7 protein-coding genes are annotated in these 13,711 nt (G+C 73.3%); 5 read left to right on the top strand and 2 right to left on the bottom strand.

What is annotated here, in order from left to right; all coding sequences use genetic code 11:
• Nucleotides 1–5: 5 nt before the first annotated feature.
• Nucleotides 6–602, bottom strand: coding sequence for a TIGR03086 family metal-binding protein (locus EJF31_RS17695; RefSeq protein ID WP_125038506.1), 597 nt, complete (start codon nucleotides 600–602; stop codon nucleotides 6–8).
• A 256-nt stretch (nucleotides 603–858) separates the two neighbouring features.
• Between EJF31_RS17695 and EJF31_RS17690 the strand changes: the two genes are divergently transcribed.
• From EJF31_RS17690 to EJF31_RS17680, 3 genes are read left to right on the top strand one after another with little or no spacing between them, the layout of a single operon-like run.
• Complete coding sequence (locus EJF31_RS17690) at nucleotides 859–1,779, top strand: ABC transporter ATP-binding protein (protein WP_260430940.1); 921 nt, start codon at nucleotides 859–861, stop codon at nucleotides 1,777–1,779.
• A complete protein-coding gene (locus tag EJF31_RS17685; RefSeq protein ID WP_125038504.1) occupies nucleotides 1,776–3,137 on the top strand; it encodes an ABC transporter permease in 1,362 nt (453 codons plus the stop codon). Before EJF31_RS17690 ends, EJF31_RS17685 begins: the two co-directional genes overlap by 4 nt.
• On the top strand, nucleotides 3,134–5,902 hold the full coding sequence (locus tag EJF31_RS17680) for a bifunctional YncE family protein/alkaline phosphatase family protein (protein ID WP_125038503.1): 2,769 nt from the start codon (nucleotides 3,134–3,136) through the stop codon (nucleotides 5,900–5,902). Before EJF31_RS17685 ends, EJF31_RS17680 begins: the two co-directional genes overlap by 4 nt.
• Nucleotides 5,903–5,962: 60 nt before the next feature.
• Here EJF31_RS17680 and EJF31_RS17675 read toward each other — a convergent pair whose 3' ends face one another.
• Nucleotides 5,963–7,120 (bottom strand): CaiB/BaiF CoA-transferase family protein, encoded by a 1,158-nt coding sequence (locus EJF31_RS17675; protein WP_125038502.1) that lies wholly within the window; start codon nucleotides 7,118–7,120, stop codon nucleotides 5,963–5,965.
• Nucleotides 7,121–7,202: 82 nt separating this feature from the next.
• Between EJF31_RS17675 and EJF31_RS17670 the strand changes: the two genes are divergently transcribed.
• Nucleotides 7,203–10,454, top strand: a complete 3,252-nt coding sequence (locus EJF31_RS17670; protein ID WP_125038501.1) for an ATP-dependent DNA helicase — start codon at nucleotides 7,203–7,205, stop codon at nucleotides 10,452–10,454.
• Nucleotides 10,451–13,702, top strand: a complete 3,252-nt coding sequence (locus EJF31_RS17665) for an ATP-dependent DNA helicase (RefSeq protein WP_260430939.1) — start codon at nucleotides 10,451–10,453, stop codon at nucleotides 13,700–13,702. Before EJF31_RS17670 ends, EJF31_RS17665 begins: the two co-directional genes overlap by 4 nt.
• The last annotated feature ends 9 nt before the right edge of the window (nucleotides 13,703–13,711 follow it).

Raw genomic sequence — 13,711 nt, 5'->3', positions numbered from 1 at the left:
GGACGTCATGCGGTCGGAGCTGCACCCAGCTCCGACCGCATGACGTCCGACGTGATTTCGGGCGCCAGTTCGGGGGAGCGACCGGCGAAGGCAGCCAGGCGCTCGTACGCCGTCGCGTGGTCGTCGACGGCCACCTCCGGCGCGAACGCCGTACCCCGGTTGTCGGCCGTCATCCCCGCTCGCATGAAGGCCAGGGCCGTCTCCGCCACGCGATCGTCGAGCCGCCAGCGATAGCCCACCGCCCGCGCCAGGTCCCACGTGTGCACCGCGAACTCCGTGGTCTGCCAGTCGACGATCCGCGCCTGCGCCCGGTCGCCCTCCTGGTGCCACAGGTGGATCAGGTCGTCGGCCGCGGACCGGAACTCCGACGCCCACTCCTGCTCGACCGGAGGCGCCGGGGCCGACCAGTCGGCCTCCCCGCCCCGCATCGTCTCGGCGAAGCGCCGCGGCCCGGCCACGAGGTGGGCGACCAGCTGGCCGACGTCCCAGTCCGCGCAGGGCGTGGGCTGCCCCAGCTGGTCGTGCCGCACCGAGGCCAGGACGTCGCCGGCCTGGTCGAGTGCGTGGGAGAGCGTGACGACGGCATCGTTCGGCATGGTCATGGCGATTCCTCCGCCACCCACGCTACGCGCGCTCGGGCCCGACCGGGAGGGGTCGACCCGGCGCAACTGCCGGGGCGTACGCCGAGATGCGGCTGCGTTCGCCGAGCGTTTGGCAAACCGAGCCGGTCAGGTCACCCGCGGCCCCTAGCTTCCTCGTCCGGAAGGTTGTTTCGGGCACCGACCTGGCCGGCTCCCTCGGGGTGCCGGCCCGACGGAGGAGCACATGCGGTCAACCGCTGCGATTCGGGCGCGCGGTGTGAGCAAGACGTTCGGCGAGGTCATCGCCCTCGACGGCGTCGACCTCGACGTCGCTCCCGGGCACATCCACGGGCTGGTCGGGCCCAACGGCGCCGGCAAGACCACGCTCCTCGGCCTGCTGCTCGGGCTGGTCGTGGCCGACGGCGGGACCCTCGAGATGCTCGGCGCGTCCGTGGGTCGCGCGTTCGCCGTGCCGGGCGGCGTCGCCGGGTTCGTCGAGGGCCCCGGCCTCTACCCGACGCTGACCGCCCGCCAGAACCTCGCGGCCCTCGCGTCCCTGCGCAGCGAACCGACCGCCCGCGGAGCCGACGTCGACGCGCTCCTCGACCGGGTGGGGTTGCTCGAGGTGGCCGGTGACGCCGTCCGCGGCTTCTCCCTGGGCATGCGTCAGCGGCTCGGCCTGGCCGCCGCACTGCTCGGTGAGCCGCGCCTCCTGGTCCTCGACGAGCCTGCCAACGGGCTCGACCCGGCCGGCAAGCGGCAGGTGCACGAGGTGCTCGCCGGCCTCGCCGAGGCCGGCACGACCGTCGTCCTGTCGAGCCACCGGATGGACGACCTGACCGCCCTGTGCGACGAGGTCACCCTGCTGTCGACGGGCCGGGTCGTCTTCTCCGGTCCGGTCGCCAAGCTGGCCGCGGAGAGTGGCGACCTCGACTACCGGCTCGTCACCTCCGACCCTGCGGGCGCCCGCCGGGTCGTCGACGGTACGCCGTCGCTGAGCCTGGTCCCCGGCCGCCGCGCCCAGGCACCGCGGGACGAGCACGCGCTCGTCGTCCGTGGTCCCGAGGCGGCCCTGGACGACCTGGTGGGGCGACTGGTCGGCGCCGGGATCGCCATCCGCGAGCTCGGGCCGGTGGTGCCGCTGCTCGAGGCGGCCTTCCTCGCCCTGACGGGCACCGACGAGGAGGCCGCACGATGACCGCGACCGCGATGGCCGCGCCCACCCCGGTCCCACCCGTGGCGCTGCGCCGGGGCTACCGCTTCGAGCTGGTCAAGCTGGCCTCGCAGTGGCGCCTGCGGCTGGTGGCACTCGCCTGCCTGGTCGCCCCGGCGGTCTACACCGCCGTCGTCAGCAGGCAGACCTCCCTGCCCGCCGACGCCGTCTACGGCCGGTGGATGGGCCAGTCCGGCTGGGCCGGTTCCCTGGTGGTCCTCGCCTTCGTCGGGACCCTCGTGCTCCCGCTGCTCACCTGCGTCGTGGCCGGCGACGTCTTCGCCGTGGAGGACCGGCTCGGCACCTGGCGACACCTGCTGGTCGCGGTCCGCTCGCCCCGCCGGATCTTCCTCGCCAAGGTGCTCGCCGCGCTCACCGTGACCCTGGCGCTGCTCGCGGCGCTCGCCGTGTCGTCGCTCGTGGGCGGCCTGGCCTCGATCGGCAGCCACCCGCTGCCCGGACTGGACGGGCACCCGATGGGCACCGGGCAGCTCGCCCGGACCGTCCTGCTGGCCTGGCTGGGCATCGTGCCGCCGACGCTCGCCTTCTCGGCGGTCGGCCTGCTGGGGTCGGTGGCCCTGGGCCGCTCGCCCCTGGGACTGCTCATGCCGGTGGTCCTCGCGCTGGTGCTCGAGGGCCTGCAGCTGCTGCCCGTGCCCGTCGCGTTGCGGGTCGCGCTGCCGATGAGTGCGTTCACGACGTACCGCGGCCTCCTCACCGAGCCGGGTCAGCTCGGGCCCTTCTGGGTGGGGCTGGCGGTCAGCCTGGCGTGGACGGTGCTCGCGACGCTGCTGGCCTATCTCCTCTTCGTGCGCCGTGACTTCACCGGTGCGGGCCACGACGGCTCGGGCCGCCGCGTCCTGGTCCTGGGCGTGGCCCCCCTCGTCGGCCTGGTCGCGGTCACGACCTTCGCGGTGGCCGGTGCGACCGGCGCCACCGGGACCGGCATCGACCGGGCGAAGCTCGAGGCGGCCCTGGCCACGTCGTTCTCCCACCTCTACGTGCTGCAGACCGACGAGCTCCACCGCCCGGCCGTGACGGAGGAGCAGCTGCGCACGACCGCCCGCTGCGACAAGGGCGGTGACCGGGCAGTCGACAGCGGTCCCGGCGCGGACTGGCGGTGCGTCGTCACGTGGACCCTCCCGGGTGCGACCGCCACCGGGAGCGCGGTCTACCAGCTCGACGTCGCCGCCGACGGCCGGTTCGTCGCCGACGGCGACGGGCCCAAGGAGGTCAACGGCTACTTCCAGCTCCACACCCCCAGCGGGGACGCCCCGAACCCGCTGTGGCAGTTCGACGGAGTCGTCGACCTGCTGGCAACCACCAAGGAAGGTTCTCGATGAATGTGACGCGCAACCGCGTGGTGAAGGCCGAGCGTCGGTTCTTCTCACGCACGCAGCAGGTGAGTGCCGTGGCCGCCGGTCTGGCCCTCGCGGTCAGCGGCGGTGTCGCCTACGCCACCACCGTCGGCTTCGGCCAGCGCCAGGTCGGCAGCGAGTACGCCGACGGTCTCCAGATCTCCTCCGACCAGGTCCTCCAGCCGCTCGGCGACCGGACCATGACGCCGTACGGCAAGTTCATGGGCTCCACCGTCAGCCCCGACGGCCGGTTCCTCGCCGCCACCTCGACCGACCGTGGCGTCTCGCTCCAGGTCTTCGACCTCGCCACCAACCAGCTGGTCTGGCGCGGCGGCTCCGCCTCCGGCGTCAACGCCAAGCTGGCCGACAACACCGTCGGCCAGGAGGGACCGCTCTACTCGCCGGACGGCAAGGTCCTGTGGATGCCGAACGCGACCGGTCTCACCCGCTTCCCGGTCAACCCCGACGGCTCGCTGGGCTCCGGCACCAAGGTCTCGATCCCCAGCCAGGGCGACCAGAAGGCGCTGACCTCCGGCCTCGCCTACTCGGCCGACGGCGCCACGCTGTACGCCGGGGTCAACGGCCAGAACACCGTGGTCGCCATCGACCCGGCCGCGGGCACCATCACGCACACCTGGGACGTGGGGATCGCCCCGCGCCAGCTGAAGCTCGTCGGCACCAAGCTCTACGTCAGCGACGAGGGCGGCCGCCGCGCCGTCGCCGGCGATGCGACCCAGGGCTCCTACGGCACCGACGTCCCCGCCGACCCGGTCCTCGGCACCTCGACCACGGGCGTGCTCAGCACCATCGACACGGCCCACCCCTCCGCCCCCGTCGGGCAGGTCAAGGTCGGCCTGCACCCGACCGCGATGTACGCCAAGGGCAGCGTCCTGTACGTCGCCAACACCAACGACGACACGGTCTCCGTCGTCGACACCACGACCGACGCGGTCGTCCAGACGGTCTCGACCCAGCCCTGGCAGGGCTCCAAGGTCGGCTACGAGCCCGACGCCGTCGCCGTCCAGAACGGGCGCCTCCTCGTCAGCCTCGGCCGGGCCAACGCGATCGCGGTCTACCGGCTCGGCCAGGGCGCGCTCGACCCGGTCCGCTACGTCGGTCTCGTGCCGACCGACTACTACCCCGAGGAGGTCACCCCGGTGGGCGACCAGCTCGTGGTGACCAACCGCCGCGGCATCGACGCCCGCGGCCCGCTCCTCACCTTCAACGCCGGCTACGGCACCACGCCGGCGACCGGCCACGGCACGCACGGCACCACGGCCTCGCTGACCCGCTTCACCCTTCCCTCGGACAGCGACATCAAGGAGACCTGGACCCCGACGGTCTTCCACCAGAACGGCTGGGGCGACGCGAACACCGACGTCAAGCACGCCTCCGGCAGCCGGGCCAGGGCCGTGCCGGTGCCCAAGCGGATCGGCGACCCCTCGACCATCAAGCACGTGTTCATGGTGGTCAAGGAGAACCGGACCTACGACCAGATCCACGGCGACATGCCCGAGGGCAACGGCGACGCGTCGCTGGCCCAGTTCGGCGAGCAGGTGACGCCGAACATCCACGCGCTGGCCCGCCAGTTCGGCCTCTACGACAACACCTACGACATCGGCACCAACTCCGCCGAGGGCCACAACTGGATCATGCAGGGCGACGACCCGGAGTACACCGAGTCGAGCGCCGGCGAGTACACCCGCAGCTACGACACCGAGGAGGACGTGCTCGGCCACCAGCGCTCCGGCTTCCTCTGGACGGCGATCCAGGCGGCCGGCCACAGCGCGAGGAACTACGGCGAGTTCCTCTACACCGAGGGCAAGCCGTCCGGGAGCTGGCAGCAGTACTACTGCGCCTCGAAGAGCGTCGAGGACGGCGGCGACCCGGCCCAGCTGACCTCGCCGGAGCTCAAGGGTGACTACGGCTCGGTGATCCCGTCGCTCAACGACATCACGAACCCGACCTCCCCGCCGTTCGACCTGTCGATCCCCGACCTCTACCGCTACCAGATCTGGAAGCAGGACTTCCTGAAGTTCGGGCCGGCCGACTTCAACATGCTGTGGATGTCCGACGACCACACCGGCGGCCCCGTCTCGGCCCGGTCGGAGGTCGCGGGCGGCGACGTCGCGCTGGGCAAGGTCGTGCAGACGATCTCGCACAGCCCCTACTGGAAGAACTCCGCGATCTTCGTGGTCGAGGACGACAGCCAGAACGGCGCCGACCACGTCGACGGGCACCGCGCGCCCATCCAGGTCATCAGCCCGTGGGCCGCGCACGGCAAGACCGTGTCGACGTACTACTCGCAGATCTCCATGGTCCGCACCATCGAGCAGATCCTCGGTGCGGAGCCGCTGAACCAGAAGGTCGCCGCGGCCACGCCGATGTTCGACGCGTTCCAGGCCACGCCGGACCAGACGCCGTTCACCGCGAGGCCCAACCGCATCTCGCTCACCGAGAACATCGCCACGCCGCCCTCGTGCGGTCTCGACACCCCCAGCAGCGGTGCGGCAGCCGCGGCACCCGTCCCGGCGAAGTACGTCGCCTACCAGCAGGCCTGGCAGCAGTGGGCGGCGAAGCAGCACCTGACCGGCGCGCACGCCCGGCCGGACTTCGCCAACCCCGAGCAGATGAACCGCTTCACCTGGTACGACGCCCACAACTGGGGCACGCCCTACCCGGGTGACCCGCAGATCTACCTGCCCCAGCAGGTGCCGGGCGCTGCGCTGCCCGGCTCGGACACCGACTGACCGATCGAGTCGGCGCAACTGCCGGGCATCAACACGGCAGTTGCGCCGGCTCGACGGGGGTCAGGAGTCGAGCCACTCCCGGATCGACTCGTTGTGCTGCCCCAGGGTCGGGGGAGCGGCGTGCGTGGCGCGCCCCCCGGAGTAGGGGTTGTCGTCGAAGCGGATGGGGGAGCCGGGGATCTTCAGCTTCCCCTGCGTGGCGTGCTCGACGTCGAGGAGGAGGTGCTGGGACAGCGTCTGGTCCCACGTGTAGACGTCGTCGAGCGAGCGCACCTTGCCCGACGGCACCCCGGCCTCCGACAACAGCGCGAGCCAGTGCTCCGCAGGCTGGTCGGCGAAGAGCGTCTCGATGCGCGCGATCAGCTCGTCGCGGTGCGCGACCCGCTCCACGTTGGTGGCGAAGCGGTCCTCGGCCGGGTCCCAGCCGAAGGCGCCGCACAGCGCACGCCACAGCCCCTCCGAGCCACAGGCGATCTGGACGGGCGCGGTCTGCGTGGCGAACATGCCGTACGGCGCGATCGCGGGGTGGTGGTCGCCCGCGAGGCCCGGCACCTCGCCGGCGACGGTCCAGCGCGTGCCCTGGAACGCGTGGACGCCGATCATGCCGGCGAGGAGCGACGTACGCACCACGCGGCCGCGGCCCGTCGTGCTCCGCTCGTGGATGGCGGCGAGAACGCCGAAGGCACCGTTCATGCCGGCCAGCAGGTCGGCGATCGGGACCCCCACCTTGGTGGGCTGGGTCGTGCCGGTGATCGACATCAGGCCGCCCTCGCCCTGTGCGATCTGGTCGTAGCCCGACCGGGTCGCCTCGGGGCCGTCGTGGCCGAAGCCGGTGATCTGCAGGACGACGAGGCCAGGGTTGATCTCGTGCAACCGCGACACCGGGAAGCCGAGGCGGTCCAGCACGCCGACGCGGAAGTTCTCCATCAGCACGTCCGCGCGTGCGACCAGCCGGGCCAGGACCTCCTGGTCCTCGGGCTTCTTCAGGTCGAGGACCAGCGACTCCTTGTTGCGGTTGGTCGAGAGGAAGTACGTCGACTCGCGCTCGTCCTCCTCGCCGATGAACGGCGGTCCCCAGCCCCGGGTGTCGTCGCCGGTGGGCGACTCGATCTTGATCACCCGCGCGCCCATGTCGCCGAGCATCATGCCGGCGTGCGGGCCGGCCAGGGCGCGGGTCAGGTCGAGCACGATCAGGTCAGCCAGGGGTCCCTCGGTCATGGGCTGAGCCAATCACGCACGGCCACCGCCGAGAACGGCAGACGTTCACAGTGCTGTCGGCGCCGGATGATTGAGTAACGACATGCAGCCGACGACCTACCGCCTCGTGCGTCCCGACGTCGTCACCGAGCTGCCGACCCTCGACCGCCACCAGCAGCAGGTCGTCGACCACCCCGGCGGGCCGCTGCTCGTGCTCGCCGGTCCGGGCACCGGCAAGACCACGACGCTGGTCGAGGCCATCGTCGACCGCATCGAGCACCGTGGTGCCGTGCCCGACCAGGTGCTCGCCCTGACCTTCAGCCGCAAGGCCGCCGAGCAGCTGCGCGACCGTGTCACCGCTCGCCTCGGACGCACGATGAGCACCACCCTGAGCTCGACGTTCCACTCCTTCGCCTACGGGCTCATCAGGAAGTACGCGCCCGCCGAGCTCTACGAGGCGCCGCTGCGCCTGCTGAGCGCCCCGGAGCAGGACGTCGTGCTGCGCGAGCTGCTCACCGACAACCCCGAGTCGGTCACCTGGCCCGAGTCGCTCACCCGCGCGCTCGGCACCCGCGGGTTCGCCCGCGAGGTGCACGCGGTGCTTTCCCGCGCCCGCGAGAAGGGGCTCGACGGGCGGGCGCTGCACACGCTCGGCGTCGAGGAGGGGCTGCCGGAGTTCCAGGCGGCCGGCCTCTTCCTCGACCAATACCTGACCAACCTCGACTCCCAGGGCGCCATCGACTACGCCGACCTGATCCGCCGGGCGACCATCGAGGCCGAGGCTCACCGCGACGAGCTCCGGGCGCGGCTGCGCCACGTCTTCGTCGACGAGTACCAGGACACCGACCCCGGTCAGGTCGCCCTGCTCCGGGCCCTGGCCGGCGACGGACGGGACCTCACGGTCGTCGGCGACCCCCACCAGTCCATCTACGCCTTCCGCGGCGCCGAGGTGCGCGGCATCCTCGACTTCCCGACCGACTTCCCCCGGGCCGACGGCCGCCCGGCCGATGTCGTCGCGTTGCGCACCACCCGCCGGTTCGGCCCGCGCCTGCTCGTGGCCTCGCAGCGGGTGGCCCACCGCCTGGCCCTGCCGGGCAGCATTCCGACCGAGGCGCGCGAGGCGTTCCTCGCGCCGGAGGCGGTGGCCGGCCCGCTCGGCGACGGCCGGGTCGTCGTCCGCACCTTCGACACCGAGCGGGCCGAGGCGGAGCACCTCGCCGACCTGCTCCGCCGGGCCCACCTCGAGGACGGCGTCCCGTGGGACGACATGGCCGTGCTGGTCCGCTCCGGCCGCACCTCCATCCCGCCGCTGCGCCGGGCGCTCGGCGCGGCCGGCGTGCCCGTCGAGGTGGCCAGCGACGAGGTCCCGCTGGTCCGCGACCCCGCGGTGCTGCCCCTGATCGACGCGCTCCGGGCCGTCGTCAACCTCGACAACGACGAGCCCGACCACCTCGACCACATCGACCCGTCGCGGGCCGAGGCCCTGCTGCTGGGCCCGTTGGGCGGCCTCGACGCCGGCGACGTACGCCGCCTCGCGCGCCGTCTCCGCACCCGCGAGAAGGCCCTGAGCCACGAGGAGGCCCGGTCGCCGCTGCCCAGCCGCGAGCTGGTCCGCAAGGCCGTCGTCGACCGCCACTTCCTCGACGGGCTCGACGGGCCGGAGGTCGTCAAGGCCCGGGCGCTGACCCAGCTGCTCGTCGACGCCCGCGAGGAGCTGGCCGGCGGCGCCTCGGCCGAGGAGCTGCTCTGGACGCTCTGGTCCCGCACGGGCTGGCCGCAGCGACTGCGGCGCTCGGTCGACCTCGGCGGCGGCGCGGCCCGGCGTGCCCACCGCGACCTCGACTCGGTCTGCGCCCTCTTCGACATCGCGGCCCGGGCCGAGGAGCGCCGCGACCACGTGGGCGTGCGGGCGTTCCTCGCCACCCTCGTGGCCCAGCAGATCCCGGCCGACACCCTGGCCGACCGCGGCGCCCGCGGCGCTGCCGTGCGCCTGCTCACCGCCCACCGCTCCAAGGGGCTGGAGTGGCGGCTCGTGGTGATCGCCCACGTCCAGCAGGACGGCTGGCCCGACCTGCGCCGACGCTCCACGCTCCTGCAGGCCGACCGGATCGGCCAGGGCCACGTCGTCCCTCCCGTCTCCAGCCGTGAGCTGCTGATGGAGGAGCGGCGCCTCTTCTACGTCGCGGCCACCCGTGCCCGGCAGCGCCTCGTCGTGACCGCGGTCGCCAGCGCCGACGACGAGGGCGAGCAGCCCTCGCGGTTCCTCGACGAGCTGGGCGTGACGGTCGAGAAGGTCGTCGGCCGGCCGACCCGCCCGCTCTCGATGTCGGGCCTCGTCTCCGAGCTGCGCCGCACCCTCGCCGATCCCGACACGAGCGAGCCGCTCCGCGAGGCAGCGGCCCGGCGACTGGCCCGGCTCGCCGGCGAGACCGTCGGCCAGCGCCAGCTCGTCCCCAGCGCCGACCCGTCGACCTGGTGGGGCACCCGCGCCGCCAGCCGCTCGGTCCAGCCGGTCCGCGAGCCCGACCAGCCGGTGCCGGTCTCGGCCAGCGTCCTGGAGGGCCTCGGGGTCTGCCCGACCCAGTGGTTCCTCGAGCGCGAGGCCGGGGGAGTGGCGCGCGCCCACCAGTCCGCCAACCTCGGCGAGATGGTCCACGCCCTGGCCCAGCGGGTCGCCGACGGCGAGCTCCCGGCCGGCCGCGACGACGTCGACCTGCTGATGTCCCACGTCGACCAGGTCTGGGAGCGCCTCGACTTCCGGACCCCGTGGTCCAAGGCCCGCGAGCACGACCGGGTCCGGGCCGCACTGGCGCGCTTCCTCGCCTGGCACCACGACAACAGGCGCACCCTGCTGGCCACCGAGGCGCAGTTCTCCACCGTCGTCGGGCTCGCCGACCCTTCGACGGGCTCAGGAGGGCCCGGCGAGCAGGTCCGGCTGACCGGCTATGCCGACCGCCTCGAGCTCGACTCCGACGGCAAGGTCGTCGTCGTCGACCTCAAGACGGGCCGGCGACCACCCACCAACAAGTCCGTCGAGGGCCACGTCCAGCTCGGCCTCTACCAATACGCGGTCGACCACGGTGCCGTCGACGAGACGGTGCCCGGGGCGGAGGCCGGCGGTGCCGAGCTCGTCCAGCTCGGCGTCATCGACGGCGGGCCCGACGCGCTGGTGCAGCGCCAGCCCGTCCAGCCCGAGGACGGCTCCCAGCGCGACGACCTGCGTGCCCGGCTCGCGCACAGCGCGGTGCTGCTCCGCACCGAGACCTTCCCGGCCGTGGCCGGCGACCAGTGCCGCGACTGCTCCTTCGTGCCCATCTGCCCCATCAAGAGCGCAGGACCGGTGACCTCCCAGTGAGCACGACCAGCACCACGACCGCCACCACGCGGGCCATCCGGACCCCCCAGGACCTCCAGGCCGTCATGAGGACGGCCTACGCCCCGAGCGAGCAGCAGTGGGCGGCGATCTCCGCGCCGCTCACCCCTGCGGTCGTCATCGCCGGCGCCGGCTCGGGCAAGACCACGCTGATGGCGGCGCGGGTCGTCTACCTCGTCGTCACCGGCCAGGTCCGCCCCGACGAGGTGCTCGGCCTCACCTTCACCACCAAGGCGGCCAGCGAGCTGCGCGGCCGGATCCGCAAGGCCCTCAAGGAGGCCGGCGCGCTCGAGGAGCCCGAGCAGGCCGGTGACGACGGCCCGGCCGACGTCCTCGAGCCGACGGTGGCGACGTACAACGCCTATGCCTCGGGGCTCCTCACCGACCACGGCCTGCGGATCGGCCACGAGCCCGACACCCGCGTCATCACCGACGCCGCCCGCTACCAGCTCGGCGCCCGCGTGGTCGACCGCTACACCGGCGTCGTCAACCACCTCACCGACCACCCCGAGACCGCGATCCAGAACCTCCTCGCCCTCGACGGCGCGATGAGCGAGCACCTCGTCGGACCCGCCGACGTGCGCGCGGCCGACGCCGAGGCGCGCGCCGGGTTCGCGGCGGCGCTCGCGGAGGAGGAGGCCGGCAAGGGCCGCAAGACCTACCGCGAGCCGCTCGAGAAGGCCATCTTCGCCATCGACCGGCGCGGGGAGCTGCTCGGCCTGGTCGAGGCCTACCGGCGGCTCAAGCGCGACCTGGGCCTCATGGACTACTCCGACCAGATCGAGCTCGGCGCCCGGCTCGCCAGCGACCAGCCCGACGTGGGGGCCAGCGAGCGGTCGAAGTTCAAGGTCGTCCTGCTCGACGAATACCAGGACACCTCCGTCGCCCAGGCCACGATGCTCTCGCGGCTCTTCTCGGGGCCCGACCTCGAGCACGGCCTGGGCCACGCCGTCACCGCCGTCGGCGACCCCAACCAGGCCATCTACGGCTGGCGTGGTGCCTCGGTGTCCAACATCCTCAACTTCGCCGACACCTTCCCGGCCGCCGCCGGAGACGTGCCGACCTACCCGCTGACCGTCAACCGGCGCTCCGACCGGCGGATCCTCGACGTGGCCAACCGGCTGGCCGCCCCGCTCTACGACCGCTACGACCAGGTCGAGCGGCTCGTCGCCGCCGACGGTGCCGCCGACGGCTCCGTCGCCGCGGCGGTGTTCCCGACCCACGCCGACGAGCTGGTGTGGTTGGTCGAGGCCGTGAAGGCCGCCCACCACGAGTCCTGGGCCGACATCGGCGTGCTGACCCGCGACAACTCCCACGCCGAGGACGTCTTCGACGCCCTCACCTCGGCCGGCATCCCGGTCGAGATCGTCGGTCTCTCCGGGCTGCTCCGGCTGCCCGAGGTCGCCGAGATCGTGGCCACCCTCCACCTGCTCCACGACGTCACCGCCAACGCCTCGCTGCTGACCCTGCTGACGGGTCCGCGCTGGGCGATCGGCCCGCGCGACCTGCGCCTGCTCAGCCGCCGGGCCAACGAGATCGCCGGACGGTCCGGCCGCGGCACCGCCCCCGCCTCGGTCACCGACCACCTCGTCGAGATCGCCGACGGCATCGACCCGGCCGAGATCCCCTCGCTCGACGACGCCCTCGCCGACCCGGGGGAGCACCCCTACTCCGCCGAGGCGCTGGAGCGGTTCGCGCTGCTCTCCGCCGAGCTCCGGATGCTCCGGCAGGCCGTCGGCGAGCCGCTCCTCGACATCGTCCGCCGGATCATCGACACCAGCGGCACCGACGTCGAGCTGGCCTCCGCCGTCAGCCCCGCCGCAGCCGCGCGCCGCGACAACCTCGACCTGTTCGTCAAGGCCGTCGCGGAGTTCCAGGCCGTCGACGGCGACGTCACCCTGCCCGCGCTGCTGGCCTACCTCACCGCCGAGGACGACCAGGGCAACGGCCTCGACGTGGCCACCCCGACCGAGGCCGACTCGGTCAAGCTGCTCACCGTCCACCGGTCCAAGGGCCTGGAATGGGCCTCGGTGTTCCTCGTCGGTGTCTGCGAGACCCGCTTCCCCTCCAACAGGTCCCGCACCCTGTGGACCTCCTCGCCCTCGATCCTCCCGGCGCCGTTGCGCGGCGACGCCCCCGACCTGCCCCAGCTGGCCGGCTTCGACAAGGCCGCCCTCGACGCCTACCGGTCCGCGACCCGGGCGCACGACGCCGAGGAGGAGCTGCGCCTCGGCTACGTCGCCTTCACGCGGGCGGCCCACCACCTCGCGGTGACCTCCTACCTCTGGAGTCCGCGGACCACGCCCTTCGGCCCCTCCGACTACCAGCTCGTCGTCCGCGAGCAGCTCGAGGCCTGGGGCGAGCCGGTCACCGACTGGCTCGACAAGCCCGTCAAGGGCGACCCCAACCCCTACGCCGCCGTCGACCCGTCCCGGCCCTGGCCGACGACCGAGACCGGGCTCGAGGCCGCACGCCGTATCGAGGCGGCCCGCCGGGTGCGCGAGGTCGACCCGGCCGCGGCGGACAGCGAGCTCGACATGATCGAGTCGGCCCGGGTCGCCGACTGGGACATCGAGCTCGAGCGGCTCGTGGGCGAGGCCCGCCAGGAGCGCTCCTCCGACATCTCCGTGGAGCTGCCCAGCAGCCTGTCCGCCACCGCGCTGGCCCGGCTGCGCGACGACCCCGAGCAGTTCGCCCGCGAGCTGGCCCGGCCGATGCCGCGCCCGCCGTCGTCGGCGGCCCGCTTCGGCACCCGCTTCCACGCCTGGGTCGAGGCCCGGTTCGGCCAGCAGGACCTCTTCGACTTCGACGACCTGCCCGGCCGCGCCGACGCCGGCATCGACGACGACACCGACCTCAAGGACCTCATCGCGACCTTCGAGGCGGGGCCGTTCGCCACCCGCATCCCCCACCAGGTCGAGGCCCCCTTCGCCCTCGTGCTGGCCGGCCAGGTGGTCCGGGGCCGGATCGACGCGGTCTACACCGAGACGCTCCCCGACGGCACCGAGGGCTTCCTCGTCGTCGACTGGAAGACCAACCGCACCGCCACCGCCGACCCGCTCCAGCTGGCCCTCTACCGGCTGGCCTGGGCCGAGCTGCACGACGTGCCGCTCGACCGGGTCCGCGCCGCGTTCTACTACGTCCGCACCGGCGACGTCGTCGCCCACGACCGGCTGCCCGGCCGGGCCGAGGTCGAGGGCCTCCTCGCGGGAACGGGGACGGCCTCCTAAGGTCGACCC

This window comes from Nocardioides sp. LS1 (assembly GCF_003865225.1).
Taxonomy (GTDB): domain Bacteria; phylum Actinomycetota; class Actinomycetes; order Propionibacteriales; family Nocardioidaceae; genus Nocardioides; species Nocardioides ginsengisegetis.
The sequence above is the reverse complement of the archived record's forward strand: the minus strand, read 5'-3'. Positions and strand labels throughout refer to the sequence as shown.